This is a genomic window from Rhizobium sp. GR12, from assembly GCF_036596185.1.
GTDB lineage: Bacteria > Pseudomonadota > Alphaproteobacteria > Rhizobiales > Rhizobiaceae > Agrobacterium > Agrobacterium nepotum.
Genome location: NZ_JASXTH010000002.1, coordinates 234,870 through 256,471 on the forward strand (window position 1 = coordinate 234,870; position 21,602 = coordinate 256,471).

26 protein-coding genes are annotated in these 21,602 nt (G+C 58.8%); 16 read left to right on the forward strand and 10 right to left on the reverse strand.

Features of this window, described 5'->3' with window-relative positions; all coding sequences use genetic code 11:
* Positions 1–2: 2 nt before the first annotated feature.
* A complete protein-coding gene (locus QSK43_RS04045) occupies positions 3–449 on the reverse strand; it encodes an iron-sulfur cluster assembly scaffold protein (protein WP_332302405.1) in 447 nt (148 codons plus the stop codon).
* Positions 450–734: 285 nt separating this feature from the next.
* On the opposite strand from QSK43_RS04045, the gene folE reads away from it, so the two are divergent.
* From folE to QSK43_RS04060, 3 genes are all read left to right on the forward strand, one after another.
* Entirely contained in the window at positions 735–1,361 is a 627-nt protein-coding gene (folE, locus tag QSK43_RS04050) for a GTP cyclohydrolase I FolE (protein ID WP_003515674.1), read from the forward strand.
* 26 nt (positions 1,362–1,387) lie between these two features.
* Positions 1,388–1,840, forward strand: a complete 453-nt coding sequence (hisI, locus tag QSK43_RS04055) for a phosphoribosyl-AMP cyclohydrolase (protein ID WP_332302406.1) — start codon at positions 1,388–1,390, stop codon at positions 1,838–1,840.
* A 98-nt stretch (positions 1,841–1,938) separates the two neighbouring features.
* Positions 1,939–2,865 carry a patatin-like phospholipase family protein gene (locus QSK43_RS04060; RefSeq protein WP_045022639.1) on the forward strand — a complete coding sequence of 309 codons (927 nt, stop codon included), beginning with the start codon at positions 1,939–1,941 and terminating at the stop codon, positions 2,863–2,865.
* Positions 2,866–2,999: 134 nt separating this feature from the next.
* Here the strand turns inward: QSK43_RS04060 and QSK43_RS04065 are convergent, their stop codons facing one another.
* A complete protein-coding gene (locus tag QSK43_RS04065) occupies positions 3,000–3,434 on the reverse strand; it encodes a CBS domain-containing protein (RefSeq protein ID WP_045022640.1) in 435 nt (144 codons plus the stop codon).
* 154 nt (positions 3,435–3,588) lie between these two features.
* Positions 3,589–4,362 carry a rhomboid family intramembrane serine protease gene (locus QSK43_RS04070; RefSeq protein WP_332302407.1) on the reverse strand — a complete coding sequence of 258 codons (774 nt, stop codon included), beginning with the start codon at positions 4,360–4,362 and terminating at the stop codon, positions 3,589–3,591.
* A 358-nt stretch (positions 4,363–4,720) separates the two neighbouring features.
* Here QSK43_RS04070 and QSK43_RS04075 point away from each other — a divergent pair, with 358 nt between their 5' ends.
* The 3 genes from QSK43_RS04075 (at position 4,721) to QSK43_RS04085 (ending at position 7,358) form a co-directional block, all read left to right on the forward strand.
* Positions 4,721–5,269 carry a PAS domain-containing protein gene (locus tag QSK43_RS04075; RefSeq protein WP_332302408.1) on the forward strand — a complete coding sequence of 183 codons (549 nt, stop codon included), beginning with the start codon at positions 4,721–4,723 and terminating at the stop codon, positions 5,267–5,269.
* A 194-nt stretch (positions 5,270–5,463) separates the two neighbouring features.
* Positions 5,464–6,081: a PilZ domain-containing protein gene (locus QSK43_RS04080; protein WP_332302409.1), complete on the forward strand. Its 618-nt coding sequence runs from the start codon at positions 5,464–5,466 to the stop codon at positions 6,079–6,081.
* Between the two features lie 668 nt (positions 6,082–6,749).
* The gene (locus QSK43_RS04085; RefSeq protein ID WP_332302410.1) at positions 6,750–7,358 is read left to right on the forward strand and encodes a transglutaminase-like cysteine peptidase; all 609 of its coding nucleotides are present in this window, start codon (positions 6,750–6,752) and stop codon (positions 7,356–7,358) included.
* 97 nt (positions 7,359–7,455) lie between these two features.
* Here QSK43_RS04085 and QSK43_RS04090 read toward each other — a convergent pair whose 3' ends face one another.
* Together QSK43_RS04090 and QSK43_RS04095 are read right to left on the reverse strand one after the other, a co-directional pair.
* The gene (locus QSK43_RS04090; RefSeq protein WP_045022646.1) at positions 7,456–7,893 is read right to left on the reverse strand and encodes a DUF1489 family protein; all 438 of its coding nucleotides are present in this window, start codon (positions 7,891–7,893) and stop codon (positions 7,456–7,458) included.
* Positions 7,894–7,958: 65 nt separating this feature from the next.
* Entirely contained in the window at positions 7,959–9,362 is a 1,404-nt protein-coding gene (locus QSK43_RS04095) for an L-serine ammonia-lyase (RefSeq protein WP_045022648.1), read from the reverse strand.
* On the opposite strand from QSK43_RS04095, the gene QSK43_RS04100 reads away from it, so the two are divergent.
* Entirely contained in the window at positions 9,361–9,750 is a 390-nt protein-coding gene (locus QSK43_RS04100; protein WP_332302411.1) for a hypothetical protein, read from the forward strand. The two genes, QSK43_RS04095 and QSK43_RS04100, sit on opposite strands and share 2 nt — an antisense overlap.
* A gap of 268 nt (positions 9,751–10,018) precedes the next feature.
* On the forward strand, positions 10,019–10,369 hold the full coding sequence (locus tag QSK43_RS04105) for a hypothetical protein (protein ID WP_332302412.1): 351 nt from the start codon (positions 10,019–10,021) through the stop codon (positions 10,367–10,369).
* A 1-nt stretch (position 10,370) separates the two neighbouring features.
* Here QSK43_RS04105 and QSK43_RS04110 read toward each other — a convergent pair whose 3' ends face one another.
* Positions 10,371–11,138, reverse strand: coding sequence for a phosphodiester glycosidase family protein (locus tag QSK43_RS04110; protein ID WP_442967777.1), 768 nt, complete (start codon positions 11,136–11,138; stop codon positions 10,371–10,373).
* Positions 11,139–11,258: 120 nt separating this feature from the next.
* Positions 11,259–11,420: an entericidin A/B family lipoprotein gene (locus tag QSK43_RS04115; RefSeq protein ID WP_045022653.1), complete on the reverse strand. Its 162-nt coding sequence runs from the start codon at positions 11,418–11,420 to the stop codon at positions 11,259–11,261.
* Between the two features lie 191 nt (positions 11,421–11,611).
* Between QSK43_RS04115 and QSK43_RS04120 the strand changes: the two genes are divergently transcribed.
* Together QSK43_RS04120 and QSK43_RS04125 are read left to right on the forward strand one after the other, a co-directional pair.
* The gene (locus QSK43_RS04120) at positions 11,612–12,388 is read left to right on the forward strand and encodes a formyl transferase (RefSeq protein WP_332302629.1); all 777 of its coding nucleotides are present in this window, start codon (positions 11,612–11,614) and stop codon (positions 12,386–12,388) included.
* A 131-nt stretch (positions 12,389–12,519) separates the two neighbouring features.
* On the forward strand, positions 12,520–13,413 hold the full coding sequence (locus tag QSK43_RS04125; RefSeq protein ID WP_332302413.1) for a methylenetetrahydrofolate reductase: 894 nt from the start codon (positions 12,520–12,522) through the stop codon (positions 13,411–13,413).
* Between the two features lie 54 nt (positions 13,414–13,467).
* Here QSK43_RS04125 and QSK43_RS04130 read toward each other — a convergent pair whose 3' ends face one another.
* A complete protein-coding gene (locus QSK43_RS04130; protein WP_332302414.1) occupies positions 13,468–14,406 on the reverse strand; it encodes a LysR family transcriptional regulator in 939 nt (312 codons plus the stop codon).
* A gap of 241 nt (positions 14,407–14,647) precedes the next feature.
* On the opposite strand from QSK43_RS04130, the gene QSK43_RS04135 reads away from it, so the two are divergent.
* The gene (locus QSK43_RS04135) at positions 14,648–14,866 is read left to right on the forward strand and encodes a DUF1127 domain-containing protein (protein ID WP_045022656.1); all 219 of its coding nucleotides are present in this window, start codon (positions 14,648–14,650) and stop codon (positions 14,864–14,866) included.
* A 271-nt stretch (positions 14,867–15,137) separates the two neighbouring features.
* Positions 15,138–16,175, forward strand: coding sequence for a GlxA family transcriptional regulator (locus tag QSK43_RS04140; RefSeq protein WP_045022657.1), 1,038 nt, complete (start codon positions 15,138–15,140; stop codon positions 16,173–16,175).
* A 202-nt stretch (positions 16,176–16,377) separates the two neighbouring features.
* Here QSK43_RS04140 and QSK43_RS04145 read toward each other — a convergent pair whose 3' ends face one another.
* The gene (locus tag QSK43_RS04145) at positions 16,378–17,853 is read right to left on the reverse strand and encodes an NAD(P)H-hydrate dehydratase (RefSeq protein ID WP_332302415.1); all 1,476 of its coding nucleotides are present in this window, start codon (positions 17,851–17,853) and stop codon (positions 16,378–16,380) included.
* A 359-nt stretch (positions 17,854–18,212) separates the two neighbouring features.
* On the opposite strand from QSK43_RS04145, the gene QSK43_RS04150 reads away from it, so the two are divergent.
* Positions 18,213–18,551, forward strand: a complete 339-nt coding sequence (locus QSK43_RS04150) for a P-II family nitrogen regulator (protein ID WP_003508042.1) — start codon at positions 18,213–18,215, stop codon at positions 18,549–18,551.
* Positions 18,552–18,625: 74 nt separating this feature from the next.
* Complete coding sequence (gene glnA / locus QSK43_RS04155; RefSeq protein WP_332302416.1) at positions 18,626–20,035, forward strand: type I glutamate--ammonia ligase; 1,410 nt, start codon at positions 18,626–18,628, stop codon at positions 20,033–20,035.
* Between the two features lie 50 nt (positions 20,036–20,085).
* On the opposite strand, the gene QSK43_RS04160 is transcribed toward glnA, so the two are convergent.
* Complete coding sequence (locus QSK43_RS04160) at positions 20,086–20,247, reverse strand: hypothetical protein (RefSeq protein WP_332302417.1); 162 nt, start codon at positions 20,245–20,247, stop codon at positions 20,086–20,088.
* Here QSK43_RS04160 and QSK43_RS04165 point away from each other — a divergent pair.
* Positions 20,237–21,157 carry a DMT family transporter gene (locus tag QSK43_RS04165; RefSeq protein ID WP_332302418.1) on the forward strand — a complete coding sequence of 307 codons (921 nt, stop codon included), beginning with the start codon at positions 20,237–20,239 and terminating at the stop codon, positions 21,155–21,157. The two genes, QSK43_RS04160 and QSK43_RS04165, sit on opposite strands and share 11 nt — an antisense overlap.
* Positions 21,158–21,247: 90 nt before the next feature.
* Positions 21,248–21,577: a heat shock protein HspQ gene (hspQ, locus tag QSK43_RS04170; RefSeq protein ID WP_045022662.1), complete on the forward strand. Its 330-nt coding sequence runs from the start codon at positions 21,248–21,250 to the stop codon at positions 21,575–21,577.
* Positions 21,578–21,602: the final 25 nt, after the last annotated feature.

Sequence of the window (21,602 nt, forward strand, 5' to 3'; positions counted from 1 at the left end):
GCCTAACCCGCAGCGTTCAGAACCGGCCGCGCTTCGATCTGGTCGAGCGCGTCGACCACGGCTTCGAAGGTCAGCATGGTTGAGGCGTGGCGGGCCTTGAAATCCCGGACGGGTGAAAGCACCCGCATATCCTCGAAACGGCCGCTCGGCCCCTCGCCGCCCTGTTTCAGCATGGCGAGCATGTCTTCGCGCGCCTGCCGGATTTCGCGACTGGACGCGCCGATAACATGATGCGCCATGATCGAGGCCGAGGCCTGGCCGAGCGCACAGGCACGAACCTCGTGTGAAAAAGCCGTGACGATGCCGCCTTCGACCTTCAGATAGACCTTGAGTTTGGAGCCGCACAGCCGCGAGTGTTTTTCCGCGCTGGCATCGGCATCATCAAGCACGCCGGTCAGCGGAATATTTCCGGCGAATTCCAGAATTCGATTGTTGTAGATATCGTCCATCGTCAGGTATCCGGCGCGTTCAAGAATGCCCAAAAACGGGACAGGTCGAATTTTTCAAACACAGCGTTTGTCGCAGTGAAGCTTTCCTGCCCTTCATTCTCATTATATGCTAACGAGCTTTCTGGACATCAAGCTGTTGTCTTATTAACGGCTCCGATACCGAAATATTAGCATCGGACTTGCCAAAATGCTGTAAAACAACCAGATAGCAGCAATGGCGGGCAAAGTCCCCGCGACGAAAAACAAAGTTCAGGTGCGGCCTTGACCCGTATCGGGAGAGACGAAATGGATGCGATCGTGAAGAATTTCCCCGGCGCTGGCGCAAAACCCGATGTGGCCGAGGCTCGCCCAAGTCAGACGGAAGCGGAAGAAGCAGTTCGTGTTCTTCTGCGCTGGGCAGGAGAAAACCCCGCCCGCGAAGGACTTCTGGATACGCCCAAGCGCGTCGCCAAGGCCTATCGCGAGCTGTTCGCCGGTTATGAGCTGAACGTTCAGGACGTGCTCGGCACGACGTTTGAGGAAGTCGGCGGTTATGACGATGTTGTGCTGGTGCGCGACATCCCCTTCTTCTCCCATTGCGAACACCACATGGTGCCGATCGTCGGCAAGGCGCATGTCGCCTATCTTCCGGCCGGGCGCGTACTCGGCCTGTCGAAGATCGCCCGCGTCGTCGAAATCTTCGGCCGCCGCCTGCAGACGCAGGAAAACATGACCGCGCAGATCGCAAGATCCATCGAGGAAACGCTGAAACCGCGTGGCGTGGCCGTCATGATCGACGCAGAACATATGTGCATGTCCATGCGCGGCGTAAACAAGCAGGGGTCCACGACCCTCACCACCAGCTTCACCGGCACGTTCAAGAACGATCCGGCCGAGCAGGTGCGCTTCATGACCATGGTGCGGAACCGCTAAAGGTTCCGCTTTTCCCCGGGGTAGCAATGTCCATTTCGTTTCCGTCCGCGCCTGCGGATAAGGTAGTGCTCGAAAATGCGGGCCTGTTCTCGCCGAAATTCGATGCCCACGGCCTCGTCACCGCCGTGGTCACGGATGCGCGCGACGGCGAATTGCTGATGGTTGCCCATATGAATGCGGAAGCCCTGTCGCTGACGCTGGAAACCGGCATCGCGCACTATTACAGCCGTTCGCGCGACAAAATCTGGAAGAAGGGCGAAACCTCCGGCAACTTGCAGACGGTGAAGGAATTCCGCACCGATTGCGATCAGGACGCCGTGTGGCTGAAGGTTTCCGTCGCCGGTCATGACGCAACCTGCCATACCGGCCGCCGCTCCTGCTTTTACCGCACGGTTGAATTGGCCGACGGCGATGCTGTGACCAAAATCACCGACGATACCCGCCATTTCGATCCGGCGAGCACCTATTCGGGCACATGAACGGCGACCTTTCATCCGCCGCACCAATTTGCTACCAATAATTCAGGATTCGGAGACGAACAGACCGGGTCCGAGGAGCTGGCTGGGAGTGCACGATCATGTTGGGCTGGGGAAGCAATCGTCACAATCCTCTCGCGCCTCGAAATCCCGAGAACATCGTCAACGAAATCGTTGATACGCGCCGGATCGCGCTTGCACTCGGCGGCGGGGCTGCGCGCGGCTGGGCCCATATCGGCGTCTTGAGAGCGCTCGACGAGGCCGGGGTAAAGATCGGCATGATTGCCGGCACCTCGATCGGGGCTCTGGTCGGCGGTTGTTATCTGGCCGGCAAGCTCGATGAGTTGGAGGAATTCGCCCGCTCGCTGACGATGCGCCGCATCGCCGGCCTGCTCGATCTGACGATCGGCGGCGGCGGTCTCTTCGGCGGCATGCGGCTGACCAAGCGCATGCAGGAACATCTGGAAGGCCTGCGCGTCGAAAACCTCGAGCATCCTTTCATCGCCGTCGCCACGGAATTGCGCACCGGCCACGAGGTCTGGATCCATCAGGGCGACCTCGTCACCGCGCTTCGCTCATCCTATGCCCTGCCGGGCATTTTCGAACCGGTGCAATGCAACGGCCGCACCCTGATCGACGGCGCGCTCGTCAATCCCGTGCCGGTTTCGGTCTGCCGGGCCTATGAGCAGGCGCTCGTCGTCGCCGTCAATCTCAATTACGACCTCTTCGGCCGTTCCGCCGTGGTCAAGCACGCCTCCTCGCCGCCCAATGGAGCCGCGCCGTCACTGGACAGCCCACCACGCCCCGGCCTGCCCGGCGTCATGGTGCAGGCCTTCAATATCATTCAGGACCGGATTTCACGCTCGCGTCTGGCGGGCGACCCGCCCGACCTCATGCTGCATCCCCGCATCAACGATATCGGCCTGTCGGAATTCCATCGCGCCAGCGAAGCCATCGACAGGGGATACGAGGAAACACGCTCGCGCATTCCCGAACTGGAGCGTATGCAACAGGCTTTCCGCCGCTGAAGACACCCCAAGCCCTCATCCATGTGCTTGTCACAGGAATGAGGGATGTGAGAAGTTTCGGCATCAGAAATCTTTGCCGATTACAAGACACCGGAGATCAAGGGCCACCGAGATCGCTGCGAGTGCCGCGGGCCTCATCCAGCGATATAGGCCTTGATATGTTCGGCCTCGGCCTCGATCTCGCCGATCCGCGCCTTCACCACGTCGCCGATGGAGACGATGCCGGCAAGGCGGCCATTCTCTTCGACCGGAATATGGCGGAACCGTCCGCCGGTCATGATCTCCATCAACTCGTCGGTGGTGGAATTGTGATGACAGCGGATGACATTCTTGGTCATGGCCACAGAGACGGATAGCTGGAGAGCAGCGGCACCCTGGCCCGCCACGGCCTTCACCAGATCGCGTTCCGTGAAAATGCCGAGAACGACGCCATCGGCATCCGTCACGACGACGGAACCGATCTTGTGTGCGTGCAGCGTTCCCGCCGCCTCGCCGATGCTTACGCCCGGACCCACGGTCACGACATCCCGGCCTTTGCGGTCGAGAAGATCTTTTACGAATGTTGCCATGCTTTCCTCCTCCTGTCAGCAATCCGCAGCGCGAGGAAGTCTCCTCGCGGTTGCAAATCATGCAACATGGTGCGCTGAGGCCTGTTTGATTGCAATCCCGGATGGGACCTGCGCAAGCAAATTTGCGCCACGGCCGACAAGGAACGTGATCGCCCTAGAGCCGGTATTCGGCACTTTCACCGGAAATACTTTCCCGGATCGGACGATCGAACAGGCCGAAAAAGAGGAAGCCGAGCAAGAAGCCGAAGACATGCGCATCCCAGGCGATTTCACCACCGACATCGCCGACAAGCGGCACGCCGACCGCGATCAGGACATTGCCGAAAAGCCACATCAGCGTGAAGATCAGGACGGTCCTGTTCGAAAGCGCCGCCAGGATGCTCTGCCTCGGCATCAGATGGCCGAAGGAAGCGCTGTAGCCGCCCCGTGAAGGGAAAGCGAAGCGGCATGCGGCGCCCATCAGCGCCGAAACCACGCCGGACGCCCCGATCAGAACCGTGGCATCGCCCCAGTTCAGCGCCGCGTGGCCAAAGGCCGAAACGGCGGCGGATATGCACCATAACAGCACGAAGCGAAGCGTTCCGATCCGGCGCAGAACCGGCGCGCCAAAGGCCATCAGCCATAATCCGTTAAAAAGAATATGCTCGATGCCGCCATGCAGGAAAGAATATGTCACCGGCGTCCAGAGCCATTCCAGCCCCTGCTGGGAAAAAGGCACTGCGTAACGCAGCGGAATGAAGCCGAAGGTGAAGATGAACCAGCCGTTGCCATCCTCCGACAGAAGATAGGCGGGAACCACGAAGGCGGCGAGCAGCGCCGCCAATATGCCGACCAGAAGCGGCGGCAGGTTGAAGACGGGATTGTGTGCGTCCTCTCTCGGTTCCGAAGTTTCCGAAACCGGCGGCTGTTCGCCGTCGCCATTGGACATGATTCCATCCCTGTCTTCGTGGAAATTTGCGTCCTCCGAGCAATATAGGAAGCATGGGCGAAAAAAAAGCCGTCCTACACTTGGGAGCGTCCGATGCGAAACCGCAAGCGGTTCCAGCACCTGTACCCGAGGCAGTCCGGCTTGCGCTCCAGCCGTAAAGCCACGGTGGGAGGCATCAATTGTGCTGACCGGAGCCTGTCCCCGATATGGCCGCAGCGATGCCATGCCCGGTGTCGCCACGCAATCTCAACCATTTGTTAACCTTAACAAAATCGCTTGGCATGAAATTCGCTACACCACAAGGAACAGACGTTCGGGTGGACATGATGTCCCAAAAACGAACATGGAGAACGATGCCATGAAGAGCATGGGCGGACTGGACATATATGCCTATTGGGACGAGTTGCGCGGCAAGAAATCCGCGCCTCGCCGCGAGGACATCGATCCCGCGAAACTGAAACATCATCTCGGCGACCTCTTCATCCTCGCGGACAAGGGAGAGAAGGTGCCGTTCTTCCGCCTTGCCGGCACGCGTCTCTGCGACCTGTTCGGCCGGGAATTGCGGGATCGCCCGTTTTCGGAACTGTGGCCGGCGGCAAACGCCACATTCCCCTGCCGTGTCGCACGCGGCATCCTGCAACACCAGTTACCCGTGGTGTTCGATATCGAAGCGGAGGACGACTATGGCGCCACACCGCTCGCATTCGAAATGCTGCTGCTGCCGCTGCGCTCCGATAATGACGCCGCGCCACGGCTGCTTGGTGCGCTGTTGCCGGAAAGGCCGCGCCACGAATTCGCCGCGCCCATCAACTGCCTTTTGATGAAAAGCAGCCGCCTGCTGCGCATGGACCTTGCGCCGAAAGAACGCCCTGCAAATTCGGAACTGCTGCAAAGCCGCGCGCTGTAACCCCATTTGACAGGCCCATCCCGCCCCGCATGGCGAAGGTGCGTGGCGTGCAGCCACCTCGCAATTTCGCACGAAATACGTCAAAGCTGTAACGATTTTACTGATCCGAAAAATTGTAAGGGTTAAACAATACAGTCTGTTAACCCGGGCGGAGTAGAGATTTCCCATCATCATTCGTTACAATTGCGCTGTCCATGTTCTCATCCCGTTCGGTCAACACTGCCCAAATCTTGCGTCCAGTTGAAGAAGCCCACTTCGACGATCCCGTCCGTGTGTCCTTCACCGGCCGCCTGATGTTGCCCGACCATGAGGAATATGATTGCACGGCGACCGAGATGACCGCCGAAAGAGTGCAGTTCAGCTGCTCTGGTATCGCCCGCAACGGCGATCGCGTCATCGCCTATCTCCAGCATATCGGTCGCATCGAAGGCGCGGTGACATCGCTCACCGCATCGGGCTTCGTCATCGCCATCAATGCGCCGGAGCGCAAACGGGAAAAGCTCGCCGCCCAGCTCGCATGGATCGCCAAGCGCCAGTTGCTCGGCCTGCCGGAAGACCGCCGCCACGACCGCCTGACGCCGCGCAACACGAGAGCACATCTCGTGCTGGAAGACGGCGTGCTTCTCGCCTGCCGCCTGATCGACCTGTCTCTGTCAGGTGCGGCCATCGAGATCGAAAACCGGCCTCCGCTCGGAACCAGGGTCCAGCTCGGCAAGAACATGAGCGGCAAGATCGTTCGCCACTTCATGGAAGGCGTCGCGGTCGAATTCGACCGTGTCCAGTCGCCCGACGCCCTGATCGAATTTCTCTAGATCATTTCCAGTAACACTGCGGAGCAATGTATCTGTGCGGCAAATGCTACGTTCGCCAGATAACGTCACGGCTATCGCTTTCCGTCATTCCGACCTTGAGCCGGAAGGACGGGAGAGAGTGCTCCAGTCCAAAAAACGCAGCCCGTGCATTTGCGCCGACAGTTTAAAATACTACTTTCCCGCATTCTCGGTTCCGTTGAAACCGAATGCCGTGCTGTCCGGTCAAGGCGCCTGACGCGCTCCATTTCGCGTTAGTTCTCGCGCAAAACCGCACGGGAAAAACCGGCTCGAGGCACTTTTCCCAAGAAAAAACAGTTTTTTTGAAGTTTTTTTCGCTGCCTTTTCGCCCTGCCCCGACTTGAAACACCAATCCCAAAACGAGAAATCCGCGTCTTCGATACGCTCCTCGGCCTAACCACCCAGGATCACAAAAATATCTCTGTGCCGAAAACCGCTTTTAATACAGCGGCCTAAATGGCTACCAAAAACCTAAGGTCGAGATGCGTAAAATTGTAATAAAACTTGCTTCAAACACGCGTAAAAACTCACTCAAATACTGTTCAAAATAGCGGCTAATTTGCTGAAATATAAGCTCAAATTTCCTCACCTAAATTTCCGCCGGGTCAAAATATACCTGCGAATGTCTCCTCAACACGGGGAGACAAGCAATGAACAAAAACAACCGTTTCGGTTTCTTTCTGATCGCATTCATCGTCAGCGCTTTCGCACATCAGGCCAGCGCATCGCCGTCTGCCGCCATGCGCGTGATCGGTAAGGCCAACCCGCCGATCGGCCACTACGAGTTCTGCCAGACCTATCAGAGCGAATGCCAGCCGACGTCGCTGGATAACGGCCCCATGAAGCTGACCGAAGAGCGCTGGAAGACGATGCTCGACGTCAATTATACCGTCAACACCACGATCACGCCGATGACCGACATGGAAATCTACGGCGTTGAAGAACGCTGGGCCTATCCCACCACGGTCGGCGATTGTGAAGACTTCGTGCTTTTGAAGCGCAAGATGCTGATGAACAAGGGCTTCTCCGCCGCCAACCTGCTGATCACGGTGGTTCTGCAGCCGAATGGCGAAGGCCACGCGGTGCTCACCGTTCGCACCGATCGCGGTGACTTCGTCCTCGACAACATGCGCAACAAGGTCATGAACTGGTCAGAGACCGAATATACCTACCTGAAGCGCCAGGACACTGCCAATCCCGGTCGTTGGGTGAAAATTCAGGATGGCCGCGCCACCAATGCGGTCGGCGGCATCAACTGAAGCCAGTCAACCAAACGAAAATACCCGTCTCCCCCAAATGAAAAAGCCGGCTCCGCAAGGAAGCCGGCTTTTTCATTTTCATCACATGCTCTGACCGTCAGAGCAGACCAAGCTCGGCCAGTTCCCGCTTGAGGTCGGAGGGCATCTCCTCGCCACCGAAATCGCCGCCGCCGAGATCGCGTGGGGCCTCGTTGTCCTTGAGGTAACGCCAGCCCTGAAACGGCCGCTTCGGTGCGGGCGAGGTCTCGATCACCTCGGGGCCGAGAATGAGATCGCAGCGAGAAATACCGTCTTCTCCCTTGAAGGAGCGGATATCGAGAAGTTTCTGCCGCGCCTGCACCTGCCCCTTGATGACCCAATAAAGCGAACCACCGTCCAGCAATTCTTCAACACGTTTTGGAAGCATCCGGGTGGTGTGAACGCTGTGCGGCTCAAGGCCTGCGGCAATCGCGGTCAGCGAACGATGCGCGACCCAGTCCCTCAAATCCTGGAGTGAATCCGCACCGACGCAAAGTTTTATAAGATGTAGAGGCATATGCTTATCAATGCCTTTTTGCAGCGGGCGTCAAGCATGTGGACCATGCCCGACGCCCTGCCCGCTCAGCATTCCACAACGTTGACGGCAAGACCGCCTGTGGAGGTTTCCTTGTATTTCTCGTTCATGTCGTTGCCGGTCTGGCGCATGGTTTCGATACAGGCGTCGAGCGGCACGAAATGCTGGCCGTCGCCCTTCAGCGCCAGCGAGGCCGCCGTCACCGCTTTCACAGCACCTAGCGCATTGCGCTCGATGCAGGGTATCTGCACCAGCCCGGCGATCGGATCGCAGGTCATGCCAAGGTGATGCTCGAGCGCGATTTCGGCGGCATTTTCAATCTGCTCGGGAGAACCGCCCATGACGGCGGCAAGGCCTGCCGCCGCCATCGCGGCAGCGGACCCAACCTCGCCCTGACAGCCGACTTCAGCACCCGAGATGGAGGCATTGTGCTTGATGATGCCGCCGATGGCGGCCGCCGTCAGCAGAAAATCGCGGACGTCATCGACACTCGCATCCTCGTGGAAATGCCGGAAATACCGGACGGTGGCGGGAACGACGCCCGCAGCACCATTGGTCGGCGCGGTGACCACGCGCCCGCCGGCGGCGTTTTCCTCGTTCACGGCCATGGCATAGACGCTGAGCCAGTCATTCGCCATGACAGGATTGAGCCGGTTGCTGCGCCATTCCTCGTTCAGCTTCTCATAGATGGAGCGGGCGCGGCGACGCACCTTCAGGCCGCCCGGCATGATGCCGTCGACCTTCAGCCCCCGCTCGATACAGCCGTTCATCGCCTCCCAGATCTGGTCGAGCCGATCGTTCAGCTCGTCGCGGGAAACCACCGTTTCCTCGTTGGCGCGTTTCATCTGGGCGATGGTGCGGCCGGAACGGCCCGCCATGTCCAGCATTTCCCGCGCCGTGGCGAAAGGATAAGGCACGCGTGAACCGTTATCGATGGTTTTGCCACGCTGCTTGATCGCCTCCAGTTCCGTATCGGTGACGACGAAACCGCCGCCGACGGAATAATAGATACGCTTGAGGAGCAGCCTGCCCTGATTGTCGAAGGCGGAAAAGATCATGCCGTTGGCATGGCCCGGCAGCGGGTTCTTCTTGTCGAAGACCAGATCTTCGGCCGGCCGGAACTCATAGGAAGGATGGCCGGGCGGCGACACGGTGCCGGCCTTTTCCACCTTCTCGATGATGGCGTCCATGGCGTCGGGATCGACGAGGTCCGGCCGCTCGCCCGTCAGGCCGAGAATGACCGCGCGCCCGGTGCCATGGCCGATGCCGGTGAAGGCCAGAGAGCCGTGCAGGCTGACTTTCAGGCGCGAAACAGCCGCACCCGCCGGACGCGGCCATTCATCGCCAAGGATCAGCGCGAGAAAGCGGTTCGCCGCCGTCATCGGTCCCATCGTATGGGAACTGGAAGGACCGATACCGATCTTGAAGACGTCGAAGACCGAAAGAAACATGAGGTTTACCCTGAGTGATAATGGATTTCGCCGCCATCATATCCAAAGCCGGGACGGATCGCCACAAAAGAGCGTCAGCGGTTTGTACAGCTGCGACATATCGGCCGTACAAACGAAAACAGCACGGTTTCCAAAGGAAAACCGCGCCGTTTCAAAACCCGTCATTCAGGAGAAGTGCTTATGGGCTGCCAAAAATGTACGTCAATGCGAGAAATGCGGCAAAGCCTGCAAGCGCGCGCAAGGTGACGGCCCAACAGGATTTCTGAGCGGTTTCTTCCATGATTACTCCAGCTATTCACTCTCCGGGCGATCTTCAAGACCTAGCCCGTTGGGGGAAGCATTTATTAAAATCCGGCGCAGAACGCAAATGCAAAAAGCGGCTAAATGAAGGCGTTTTTGACGGGCTGCCATTCGCCAATTGCATAGGTATGTGAAAAAACAAGGCGTTAGAACCGGGCTTCCGGATTGCCGTTTTTGCCATCCGCCTCAATTTGAACCAAAGTATAACCGATTTATGAAGGCTTCGCACAAACGCCTGTTGAAAACCGCACTGCCAGACACGTTAAGGGGGAATTTCCCCGGCGGGATTGTTCTAGCTTGAAAGCTGGCCGCCCCTGGCTTATCGACTCAACGGAGGCAACGGGGTTCGTCATTTCATGCAGCAGACATCTTCCTTTCCCGATCGCGACACGGTCGCATCCAGACTTGCCTCGCTTGCAAGCGAGGACAAGGCGTGGGTGCTGCTTTTGATGGAAAACGTGCTTCAGGATGAAAACCTGCTCGCCGGTCTCAACCTCTATCTCGACAGGCAGGCCGACGCCCCCTTCCTCAACAGCCTGAAACTGGAGGCGGCGGGCGAATGGCTCGGCGGTAACGCACCCGTACGTTTGCAGATCCGTCTGATGGAAGCGGCAAAAGCCAGCCAGCACCCCGCCTATCTGGCCTTCCGCAAGGGGCTGACGGCATCGGCGGGTCTCGAAAAAGCCTATCCCAGGGCGCCGATCTGATTTAGTCGGGCACCCTGTCGACGACGGCGATGATCGGCCCCATGGGAAACAGCGAATCCCGCCTTTTCATCGCGGGAATATCGACGCTGGAAATCGTGCCGTCTAGATAAAGCGCATTGGGCGCATCCAGCACATCCCTGAACAGCGTGGCGAAATCGTAAAAGCGCACGGTGTTTTCCGAAATCGCGAAATGCACCATGCCGTCGCGCGAGACGCCAACACCGTTGCGACGCTTCAGGCTGTCGCTATCGGGCAGAAATCGCGGATGCAGCTTTCCGTCGATCACCAGCATCGGCCCGGACTGGGTGGCGAAATCCGGTTTCAGGCCGGCCGCCAGATAGGCCTGCGTTTCCAGCACGCCGGCCGTGGCGTCCTTCAGATAAAAGATGCCGTTCGGCAGAAGATGAAAATTGCCCCAGCCGCCGCCTGTGCTGATTGGCGAACGTTCGACGCCGTTTTCAATGAAGAGACCGACGGGCGAATAGTCGGAATGATACATGCCGCCATTCATGGCGAAGACGCTGAACATGTGCTGCCGCCAAAGGGCAGAGGAAAGATCGGAGAAGGAACGATATCCCTGACCGGAGACATGATCGCGGTCGTAGATCCGGATCGTGCTTTTCGCCGGATCGAAACTGCAGACGGTATAACGCCCACCCGCATGTTCCATGGTCGTGCAGAAATCAGCCTGACCGCCCGCCTCAGCCGAAAACGGCAACAGCAATGGCAGCAGCAACCTCATCAGTCTTTTCATAGATCGTCCGCTCATGTCTTCTCGCCCGTATAGATGGTGCGATTCTTACAACATGAACTTTGACGGTGAAATGCGGTCAAAGAAAAGGCGCCAGCCGAAGTTCGGATGGCGCCGGATTTTATGGGGAGATGCCCGTTAGCGACGCGCTGCACGATCGACGCGATGTCCGGCGTCCTGTGTCGCATCGACGGCGTTCGCCGTATCGCGGCCCATGCCACGAATGGTGTTGCCGCAGGAACTCAAGGTTACGACGGTCAGCAAAGCCACAAAAACGGTCGAAAGAATGCGTGTGATCATGTGAAACTACTCCCCTATGACTTGCCGTCCACGGCAAGCGCCGATGTAATATGCGTCACAATAACGTGAATCCCAAAAATCGGTTCCAGCGGCATTTCAAAAAATCCAGTCGGTGAAAATTAACACGGTTTTGAAGTTAGCAGAGGACACTCGGCGCTTGGATCATCATTCGGGAAAATCGTGTGGGCGACATGACTGAGATAAACAATCGGCTACTGGTCATGACGGCAGGCGGCCTGAACCCCAATGTCATGATCAACGCGCTGGCCGCCCGTTTTCCGGATATCCATGTTCTTGTAGAGCAGCCGGAAAGCAAATCCACGATTTTGAAGAGACGGGCGCGGCGGCTCGGCTGGGTCGCGGCTGCGGGCCAGATGGCGACGATGATCGCCTCCCGGCTCGGCAAACGCCTCACGGTTCGCAGAACCAACGAGATCATCGCCGAGCATGGGCTGTCTTCCGATCTTGGTCACGCCGTTCCCGTCACGCATGTTGCCTCTCTGAACGACGAGGAATGCCACGATGCCGTCAACCGGCTGAAACCGGCGGCGATCTTCACCATCTCCTGCCGCCTGCTGACGCCAGCGACGCTTCAAGTCCTGCAATGCCCGGTCATCAATTTCCACGCCGGCATCAATCCGGCCTATCGTGGCCAGATGGGCGGTTATTGGGCGCTGGTGGAAAAGGACCGGGGCAATTTCGGCGCAACCGTGCATCTGGTCGACAAGGGCGTGGATACCGGCGCCACCCTTTATGAAAAGCGGTTGAAACCCTCGCCTTCCGATACCATCGCCACCTACCCGCTGCTTCTGACCGCCGCCTCTGTCGATATTGCGGTCAGCGCCATCGAGGACGCCCTGTCCGGCAGCCTTGCGCCAAAGCCGCCCTCACCCGGAAAATCGGTTCTGCGGTTTCCACCCGCAGTCTGGACCTGGCTGTGGAACGGCCTCACCAAACGGATCTGGTGAGGGAAATCAGCAATTCCATCAGGCGCACACAATAAGCCAAGCTTCGTCGCAGATGCAGGGCTGTCTTGCCGCAACAGGCAAAGACTTGGGCAAAAAACCGGTGCATGATGTGAAAAAGGACCAAATACAAATTGCCCGATATCTCTACCTCTCCCGCCATTGCCGCCTCCATCGAAGCTTCACCCGCACAGGTGCTCGGCCCGGCAAGTCTTGCCGGTCTCTTTCCGCAGGGTGTGCGTGTTTATCTGACCGACACGGGACAGGCCTCGCAGGAGAGGCTTATCGACGCCGCAAAACATCTTCGCGATCTCGGCTACACGCCGGTTCCGCATCTTGCGGCGCGGCGCATATCCTCTCGCGCGGATTTTGAGGAACAGGTGAAGCGGCTGGCGGGCGAAGCCGGGGTATCGGATGTGCTGGTGGTTGGTGGCGGTGTCGACAGGCCCGCCGGTCCCTTCGCCTCCAGCATGGACATGCTGTCGACCGGTATCTTCGATCGCTGCGGGATAAATCACATCGCAATCGCCGGGCACCCCGAAGGCAGCCCCGATTTCAGCGAGGAGACGGCGATGGCGGCCTTGAGGCTGAAACGCGATTTTGCCGAAAGAAGCGATGCGGCGATGCGCATCGTCACCCAGTTCGGCTTCGACCCCGCGCGCTTCATCGCCTGGGCGGAAGGGCTTGCAGCCTCCGGCATCGATTTGCCGGTGCATATCGGCGTTTCCGGCCCGGCGAAGATCACAACGCTGGTGAAATATGCAGCACTCTGCGGCGTCGGCAATTCCATCGCTTATTTGAAGAAGAACGCGCTCTCGCTGACAACGCTGGCGAAAGGCCATTCACCGGAAAGCGTGGTCGGGCCGATCGAACGACACTGGCACGCAAATCCGGCAGGGCCGATCCGGCAAATCCACGTTTTCCCGTTTGGCGGATTGCAGAACTCGGCCGACTGGCTGATCGGTCGCGGAAGCTGGCAATTTGGCGATACGGACTGTTCAGCAACGCTGGGCACGGTAGCGGTCTAAGGCTCACCTTTGCCCGTGGCGCGACGACGCTGGCCGTCGCGCATTCCGGTTATGTCACGCCGCCTTGGCGACTTCAACGAAGGCGTTGCGGATGCTTTCCGCGACCGCAAGGATGGGGCGCGAGGGCCTTTCACCGGTTATCAATCGAATATCGAAATAACCGAGTTCCGGCAGGCCTTCCTTGTCGCTGAGAATGACCATGTCGTTCTGCACATAGGAACGCGGCAAGGGCGCGATGGCGAGATCGGCGGCAATCGCCGCGCGTTGCGCCATTGTATGGCCGCTGAGATAGGCCACGCGGAAATTGCGCCCGCGCTTTTCAAGCGAATTGATCGCTTCGGAGCGCCAGATGCAGCCCTCTTCCCAGATCGATATCGGCAAGGGGTCGCGCAGATAGGCCGTACCGCATTTCGCACCCGCCCAGACGAGACGCTCACGCATCAGCACTTCGCCAGTATCCCTCAGCGGATGTGACGCACAGTTGACCAGCGCCAGATCCAGCCGCCGTTCATCCATGCGCTTGTAGAGATTGGAACTGGAATCGATCGTGACATCGATCATGATGCCGGGAAAAACCTCGGCAAAACGCTTGAGGATGCCGGGCAGCAAGCCGCGCTCACCAATATCCTCCGGCGCGCCGAGCCGGACCACACCGGAAAGTTCGGGCATGACGAAACGTGATACGGCTTCGTTTGAAAGCGCGATCATCCGGCGCGCATAGGTCAGAAGTGTTTCCCCATGCGCCGTCAACGTCACAGAGCGCGCATCGCGCAGGAACAATATCGTCTTTAACTGTTCCTCCAGCTTTTTGATCTGCATGGAAACGGCCGATGGCGTCCTGAACACCACCTCTGCTGCGGTGGAGAAATTTCCCGTTTCCGCAATCGCAACGAAGGTTCTCAATATGTCGTTGTCCAGCAACGGCAAGGGTTGGCGGAAAGTCACGGTCATGGCACGTACCTTCAAATATTTTGATTTATAGATGGATATCATTTCGTTTGATTGATTGTCAACACGAGCGCACCATCGGGGACATCAAAGGACAGGGCGAGCACGGCCCTGTCGGAATGAAGCGCTTATCCCTCAACGGGCGGGCGGAAAAATCCGGCGGGAAGCGTCGGAAATTCATTCGTAAAGCTGATGAATGACATGAAATTCATTCTCATGTTTGATGGAACGTGCAGGCGCATACCGAAGTCGCAAACAGGATCGCAGGTCAGGAAAGGATAAAGCCATGACCATGATACATTATCTCCCGGCAGCGAGCCGTTCTTCGCACCGTCCCTCGTTCGGCGGCTGGCTCCATCGCCTGTCCGCCCAGGTGTCGGCTCTTTACGCGGCACGACAACGCGCAAGGATGCTCCGCGCACTGGAGGCATTGCCGCCCGAAACATTGAAGGATATTGGATGGCCGACGACAGACAGCAGCCGCATACGCGTCATCCGCAAATGATGCCTGACCGGTGGCTCGCAACCGTTTCAAGACTTGCGAGCCATCCCCGCTTATCCCGCAACGCCCCGGCACAGGCGTAAAATGACCTGCCTGTTTTACATGCGACACAACGCCTTTTTAAAGGGCTTGTCGCAAATTTTGCATATTTCAAAAGCTATTTTTTGACAGCCCGGATTCCAAGGCGTATTTTTCGTTAAAGATGTCGGAAACAGGACATCCAGAAGACCGATTCCAAGGGAGGAATTGCGTATTCGCAACGGAGCACGGGCAAATGAGCAGGAACTCCCAGAAGAAACGCTCAATCGTCTTTTATCTCATTCCGCAATTTACCCTGCTGCCATTCGCCGCAGCCGTTGAAACTCTCCGCATCGCCAATCGCATGCTGGGCTATCAGGCTTACGAATGGCGCATCTCCTCGCTCGACGGCCAGAAGGTCATGTCATCGAGCGGCATCTGTCTTGAGGTCGACACCTGTCTCGCCGACGAGCGACGATATGTCAGCGGTGAAAACCGCGCCGAAATGGCTATCATCTGTTCGGGCATCGATGTCGACCAGCATATCAACAAATCCGTCAATGCCTGGCTGCGCGAGGCCTATAATCGCGGCATCGCCATCGGCAGCCTCTGTACCGCCGCGCATATCCTTGCGCAGGCCGGCCTGCTGAACGGCAAGCGCTGCGCGATCCACTGGGAGAACCTGCCGGGTTTTTCCGAAGCCTTCCCGCAGGTCGAAGTCTATGCCGATCTCTTCGAGGTCGATAGCAACATCTACACCTGCGCCGGCGGAACGGCCTCGCTTGACATGATGTTGAGCCTGATTGGGCAGGATTTCGGCGAAAACCTCGTCAACCGCGTCTGCGAGCAGCAATTGACGGACCGGGTCCGCAGCCCCAACGACCGCCAGCGCCTGCCGCTGCGCGCCCGCCTCGGCGTCCAGAACAGCAAGGTCCTGTCGATCATCGAATTGATGGAAGGCAACCTCTCCGAACCGCTGTCGCTGCTCGACATCGCCGACGCCGCCGACCTGTCGCGCCGGCAGGTGGAGCGCCTGTTCCGGCAGGAAATGGGCCGTTCGCCCGCGCGCTACTACCTTGAAATCCGCCTCGACCGCGCCCGCCACCTGCTCGTGCAATCAGCCATGCCGGTGGTCGAGGTCGCCGTCGCCTGCGGTTTCGTCTCCGCTTCGCATTTTTCCAAGTGTTATCGGGAAATCTACAATCGCACCCCGCAACAGGAACGCGCGGAGCGCAAACTGCTGATCAGTGCCTCCAGAATGGCAATGGCGAGCCAGGGCAAAGCCGCGCACTGAAGACGCGGTTTAATGCTTCAGACCCGCTGGCGCGTGCCTCAGGGATGAAAACCTCTCCTCCGTCATGCCGGACTTGATCCGGCATCCAGCCACGGCGCGTCTGCGCCGTGAAAGGACTCTCCTGCGATCAAAGACTTGATCGCACTGGACCCCGGATCAGGTCCGGGGTGACGGAGTGTGGATAAACACACCACCCTAAAATTCACGCAAACGGCCGCACCGCATGGGCGAGATCCTCCGCTGTCATACCGGGGCCTGCCCTGTTGCCCGCCTCGCCATGCAGCCAGACACCGGCGGCAGCCGCCTCGAAGGCGGGCGTTCCCTGCGCCAGCAATGCGCCAATGATGCCCGCCAGCACATCGCCCGACCCCGCCGTCGCAAGGCTCACCGGTGCATTGCTGTTGACCAGCGCGCGCCCATCCGGCGCGGCGATCACCGTGTCCGCGCCCTTGTAGACCAGCACCGCGCCGCTGCGCACTGAGGCAAGCTGCGCCTTCTCGATCTTGCTCAATGCCGTATCGGCAGCGAGATCGGGGAACAGCCGCGCGAACTCTCCCTCATGTGGCGTCAGCACGAATTTTCCCGAGCCGGATGTCATCCGCTCGAACAGGGTTTCCGCACAATCCTTGAAAGCGGTAATCGCATCGGCATCCAGCACGACCGTTCTATCACCAAGCAGGGACACGAATTGCCGCGCCTTTTCGAGATCGCCAAAACCGGGGCCGAGAACGAAAGCGCCGTGGCGCTTGTCGTCCAGCCAGCGCCGCAGATCGTCGGCATCATCCAGGCCAGCACTCATCACCGCCGTCAGCGTCACCGAAAGCACGTCAAGCGCTTGCTTCGGGGCAGCGATTGTGACTATGCCCGCTCCCGCCTTCAGCGCCGATAGCGCCGTCATGCGGCTTGCCCCGGTCGCATGCGGCGGGCCGGAAAAAACGGTGAGGTGTCCACGCCGGAACTTGTGCGTTTCCATCCCGGAACGCGGCAGGGCGTCGCGCCAGACAAGCGGATCGTTTTCCGCCACCGATCCCGCATGAGCGGCAAGGATGCGGGCGGGAATGCCGATATCGAAAACCTCAAGCAGCCCACACAATTCGCGCCCCGGCATCAACAGATGGCCGGGTTTGCGCCCCACGAACGTCACGGTTCGCTCCGCCTTGAATGATGCACCGAGCGGCACGCCCCTCCTGCCGCAGAGACCCGATGGCAGATCGACAGCGAGAACCGGAACCCTCGCGTCAGTCACCGCATCGATCACCCGATGAAACTCCGGTGGAATATCGCGGGACAATCCAGCCCCGAAAACCGCGTCTATCACCAGGTCGCCCGCCAGCGGCGTATAGTCGCCCAGCGGCAAAGGCATCACCCCGCTTCGCTCGAAAGCTGTCCGCGCATCGCCCTTGAGCGCGGCGACATCGCCGAGATGATGAACCGCAACCGCCGCACCGCTTTGCAAAAGAGCGCGCGCCGCCACGTAACCATCGCCGCCATTGTTGCCGCCGCCGCAGAGCACCACGAAACGCAGCGCCTGCGGGTAATGGCGAAGGGCCGAGGCGGCGACAGCCTGCCCCGCCCGCTCCATCAGATCGTAAAGGGAAATGCCGGATTGACCGGCGGCCGCGTCGATGCGGGCCATCGCCACCGGATCGATAAGGAAGAGATGCGACAGGGACTTCATGGCCCGATCATCCCTTCAAAACATCGGAAAGGCAATCGATCCAAAAAATAAGCAGATCGACAAGGCGAAATAATAGTCAAATGCACAAAATACAATCAATCCACTCAGGCGCCGTTTGCACATCTTCAAATATTAAAGACTCCTAAAATAATACAAATCCCTAGAATCGATGACGGATTTTTTGAGTTTCAGCGAGAAATTGGCCGAGAAACCGCGAAAAGCGAATGCATTTTGTGCCGGAAGGCGGGGCAAGCGAAGTTTTTTCTTCAAGCCCGCTTCCGATCTGGCACAATACGTGCATTCTTGTGGCAGAGCGGGAATTACCTGCTTTAACGGGAGAAGCGGAGAGATATTTTCTCATGAAAAAGATCGAAGCGATCATTAAGCCTTTCAAGCTCGATGAAGTGAAGGAAGCCCTTCAGGAAGTCGGACTTCAGGGAATCACGGTCACGGAAGCAAAGGGCTTTGGTCGTCAGAAAGGCCACACGGAACTCTACCGCGGAGCGGAGTACGTCGTGGACTTTTTGCCGAAAGTGAAAGTCGAAGTCGTATTGGCGGACGAGAATGCGGAAGCCGTCATCGAGGCGATCCGCAATGCGGCGCAGACTGGACGTATCGGCGACGGAAAGATTTTCGTTTCCAATATCGAGGAAGTCATCCGCATCCGTACCGGTGAAACAGGCGTGGACGCCATATAATCAGAACCAGGTCCTGAGCCAGGGAGGCTCAGGTTTTTCACCTCGTCACCACCACACTCAAGGAAAACGTTTAAATGACGACCGCAAACGATATCTTGAAGCAGATCAAGGACAACGACATCAAGTTCGTGGACCTGCGCTTTACCGACCCCAAGGGCAAGCTGCAGCACGTCACCATGGATGTTGTCTGCGTTGACGAAGACATGTTCGCCGACGGCGTGATGTTCGACGGCTCCTCGATCGCCGGCTGGAAGGCCATCAACGAGTCCGACATGGTGCTGATGCCCGATCCGGCAACCGCCCATACCGATCCGTTCTTCGCCCAGTCCACCCTCGTCGTCCTTTGCGACATTCTCGACCCGGTTTCCGGTGAAGCCTATAACCGCGACCCGCGCGGCACCGCCAAGAAGGCCGAAGCCTACCTTAAGGCCTCCGGCATCGGCGACACTGTTTTCGTCGGCCCAGAGCCGGAATTCTTCGTCTTCGACGACGTGAAGTACAAGGCCGACCCCTACAATACGGGCTTCAAGCTGGATAGTTCCGAACTGCCGTCCAACGACGACACGGATTATGAAACCGGCAACCTCGGCCACCGTCCGCGCGTCAAGGGCGGCTATTTCCCGGTTCCGCCGATCGACAGCCTGCAGGACATGCGCTCCGAAATGCTGACGGTTCTGTCGGAAATGGGCGTCGTCGTTGAAAAGCACCACCACGAAGTTGCCGCCGCACAGCACGAGCTGGGCGTGAAGTTCGACACGCTGGTTTCCAGCGCCGACAAGATGCAGATCTACAAGTACGTCGTGCATCAGGTCGCCAATGCCTATGGCAAGACGGCAACCTTCATGCCGAAGCCGATCTTCGGCGACAACGGCTCGGGCATGCACGTCCACCAGTCGATCTGGAAGGGCGGCAAGCCGACCTTCGCTGGCGACGAATATGCGGGCCTTTCCGAGACCTGCCTCTATTACATCGGCGGCATCATCAAGCACGCCAAGGCCATCAACGCCTTCACCAACCCCACCACCAACTCCTACAAGCGTCTGGTGCCGGGTTATGAGGCGCCGGTTCTGCTCGCCTACTCCGCGCGCAACCGCTCCGCATCGTGCCGCATCCCCTTCGGCTCCAACCCGAAGGCGAAGCGCGTCGAAGTCCGCTTCCCGGACCCGACCCAGAACCCCTATCTCGGTTTTGCGGCGATGCTGATGGCCGGCCTCGACGGCATCAAGAACAAGATCCACCCCGGCAAGCCGATGGACAAGGACCTTTACGACCTTCCGCCCAAGGAGCTGAAGAAGATCCCGACCGTCTGCGGCTCGCTGCGCGAAGCGCTGGAAAGCCTCGACAAGGATCGCAAGTTCCTGACCGCCGGCGGCGTGTTCGACGACGACCAGATCGACTCGTTCATCGAGCTGAAGATGCACGAAGTCATGCGTTTCGAAATGACCCCGCATCCGGTCGAATTCGACATGTACTACTCGGCCTGACCGGCACTCGGAGCGCTACAGAGCATTTCCAGTAAAAGTGCGTAGCGGTTTTACGTCCGGAAATGCGCAAGGCAAAAAGATAGAGCGTTTTCGCGATTCGGAGAAAAGCGGAAACTCTCTATCAGGCGCTCCCTGTCCATTCCGGCGGTTTTCCCCTGGAAAGCCGCCGTTTTCTTTTGAGCCCAGCCACAGTCGCGGATGATGTCGATCAAGCCAGCCTCTCAGCAAACACGCCTCACGGACTGGCTCATCTTTCTGGCGGTGCCGTTCTTTTTCTCCAGCAACGTCATTTTCGGCCGCGGCGTCATCGGCGAGGTCTCCCCCTTTATCGCCGCCTTCATCCGCTGGATCGGCTCGAGCCTCGTCATCGCCCCCTTCATGATTGCCGACTGGCGAAACTGCCTGGCTTTCGTCCGCCAGAAAACGCTGCTCTGGCTCGTTCTCGGCATTCTCGGCATGGGCATCTGCGGCGGCGTGGTCTATTGGGGCCTCACCATAACGACGGCCGCCAATGGCACGCTGATCTACACGACCTCGTCGCTGTTCATCATCCTGTTCCAGCGCGTCTTTGAGGGCCGCCCGATTAAAAAGCTCGAAATGGCGGGCATGGTCATGGCTTTTGCGGGCGTGGCGGCGATCGTCCTGAAAGGCGACATGTCCGCTCTCTGGCAGATGAAATTCAACGTCGGCGATTTCGCCATTCTGGTGGCCGCGATCGCCTTTGCGATCTATTCGCTGCTGCTGCGCGATCCGGCCGCACGGCAGATGGCATCCTTCAGTCTCTTCGGCCTGATCGCCTTCTCCGGTGCGCTTGTCCTTCTGCCGCCTGCGGCACTGGAACTGGCGCATGGCGGATTGCTGCCCGCCACCCCCATGGCCTGGGCGAAGATCGGCGGCATCATCCTCTTCGCCTCGCTGCTCGCCTTTTATTGCTTCACCCATACGGTCCGCGTTTTCGGCCCTGCGACGGCGGGCATCACGCTTTACATGATGCCGCCAGTCTCGATCCTCATGGCCACGCTCTTCCTCGGCGAGACTTTCGAGACCTATCATGCCATCGGTATCGTGCTGGTTACGGGTGGCGTCATCATCGCCACCGCGCCCATCGGCCGCAAGACCTAGAGCGCCAGAGGGCAGAAAGGGCCAGATACCCCCTAGCCCTTGATATTTTCCGTTCTGCACCCAACTATTAGTGGGAAAGGAAGTCATGCCATGAAACAAAGAGACGCAAAATTCACGCTTGGCGAGATCGTCCGCCACAAGGTGTTTCCGTTCCGCGGTGTGGTCATCGACGTGGACCCGGAATACGCCAATACCGAGGAGTGGTGGAACGCCATTCCCGCTGAAATCAGGCCGGATCGCGATCAGCCCTTCTATCATCTTCTGGCTGAAAACGAGGAGACGGAATACGTCGCCTATGTTTCCGAGCAGAACCTGGTTCACGATGAGAGTGAGACGCCGCTCCGGAACCCGAATATCAGCCGCATCTTCGACAAGGCACCGAACGGTGAATGGCGCCCGAAGATGTCGACGGCCCATTAACGCGGTCCCGACAACGAGCCTTACC

Excerpts from the sequence above, each read along its gene's own strand:
- QSK43_RS04080 (WP_332302409.1), top strand. The coding sequence starts at position 5,464 with ATGTTCTCATCCCGTTCGGTCAACACTGCCCAAATCTTGCGTCCAGTT.
- QSK43_RS04135 (WP_045022656.1), top strand. The coding sequence starts at position 14,648 with ATGACCATGATACATTATCTCCCGGCAGCGAGCCGTTCTTCGCACCGT.
- QSK43_RS04075 (WP_332302408.1), top strand. The coding sequence starts at position 4,721 with ATGAAGAGCATGGGCGGACTGGACATATATGCCTATTGGGACGAGTTG.
- QSK43_RS04115 (WP_045022653.1), bottom strand. The coding sequence starts at position 11,420 with ATGATCACACGCATTCTTTCGACCGTTTTTGTGGCTTTGCTGACCGTC.
- QSK43_RS04105 (WP_332302412.1), top strand. The coding sequence starts at position 10,019 with ATGCAGCAGACATCTTCCTTTCCCGATCGCGACACGGTCGCATCCAGA.
- hspQ (WP_045022662.1), top strand. The coding sequence starts at position 21,248 with ATGAAACAAAGAGACGCAAAATTCACGCTTGGCGAGATCGTCCGCCAC.
- QSK43_RS04110 (WP_442967777.1), bottom strand. The coding sequence starts at position 11,138 with ATGAGCGGACGATCTATGAAAAGACTGATGAGGTTGCTGCTGCCATTG.
- QSK43_RS04095 (WP_045022648.1), bottom strand. The coding sequence starts at position 9,362 with ATGTTTCTTTCGGTCTTCGACGTCTTCAAGATCGGTATCGGTCCTTCC.
- QSK43_RS04085 (WP_332302410.1), top strand. The coding sequence starts at position 6,750 with ATGAACAAAAACAACCGTTTCGGTTTCTTTCTGATCGCATTCATCGTC.
- QSK43_RS04165 (WP_332302418.1), top strand. The coding sequence starts at position 20,237 with ATGTCGATCAAGCCAGCCTCTCAGCAAACACGCCTCACGGACTGGCTC.
- QSK43_RS04090 (WP_045022646.1), bottom strand. The coding sequence starts at position 7,893 with ATGCCTCTACATCTTATAAAACTTTGCGTCGGTGCGGATTCACTCCAG.
- QSK43_RS04145 (WP_332302415.1), bottom strand. The coding sequence starts at position 17,853 with ATGAAGTCCCTGTCGCATCTCTTCCTTATCGATCCGGTGGCGATGGCC.
- glnA (WP_332302416.1), top strand. The coding sequence starts at position 18,626 with ATGACGACCGCAAACGATATCTTGAAGCAGATCAAGGACAACGACATC.
- QSK43_RS04150 (WP_003508042.1), top strand. The coding sequence starts at position 18,213 with ATGAAAAAGATCGAAGCGATCATTAAGCCTTTCAAGCTCGATGAAGTG.
- QSK43_RS04130 (WP_332302414.1), bottom strand. The coding sequence starts at position 14,406 with ATGATATCCATCTATAAATCAAAATATTTGAAGGTACGTGCCATGACC.
- QSK43_RS04120 (WP_332302629.1), top strand. The coding sequence starts at position 11,612 with ATGACTGAGATAAACAATCGGCTACTGGTCATGACGGCAGGCGGCCTG.
- folE (WP_003515674.1), top strand. The coding sequence starts at position 735 with ATGGATGCGATCGTGAAGAATTTCCCCGGCGCTGGCGCAAAACCCGAT.
- QSK43_RS04065 (WP_045022640.1), bottom strand. The coding sequence starts at position 3,434 with ATGGCAACATTCGTAAAAGATCTTCTCGACCGCAAAGGCCGGGATGTC.
- QSK43_RS04045 (WP_332302405.1), bottom strand. The coding sequence starts at position 449 with ATGGACGATATCTACAACAATCGAATTCTGGAATTCGCCGGAAATATT.
- QSK43_RS04100 (WP_332302411.1), top strand. The coding sequence starts at position 9,361 with ATGAGGTTTACCCTGAGTGATAATGGATTTCGCCGCCATCATATCCAA.
- QSK43_RS04060 (WP_045022639.1), top strand. The coding sequence starts at position 1,939 with ATGTTGGGCTGGGGAAGCAATCGTCACAATCCTCTCGCGCCTCGAAAT.
- hisI (WP_332302406.1), top strand. The coding sequence starts at position 1,388 with ATGTCCATTTCGTTTCCGTCCGCGCCTGCGGATAAGGTAGTGCTCGAA.
- QSK43_RS04140 (WP_045022657.1), top strand. The coding sequence starts at position 15,138 with ATGAGCAGGAACTCCCAGAAGAAACGCTCAATCGTCTTTTATCTCATT.
- QSK43_RS04070 (WP_332302407.1), bottom strand. The coding sequence starts at position 4,362 with ATGTCCAATGGCGACGGCGAACAGCCGCCGGTTTCGGAAACTTCGGAA.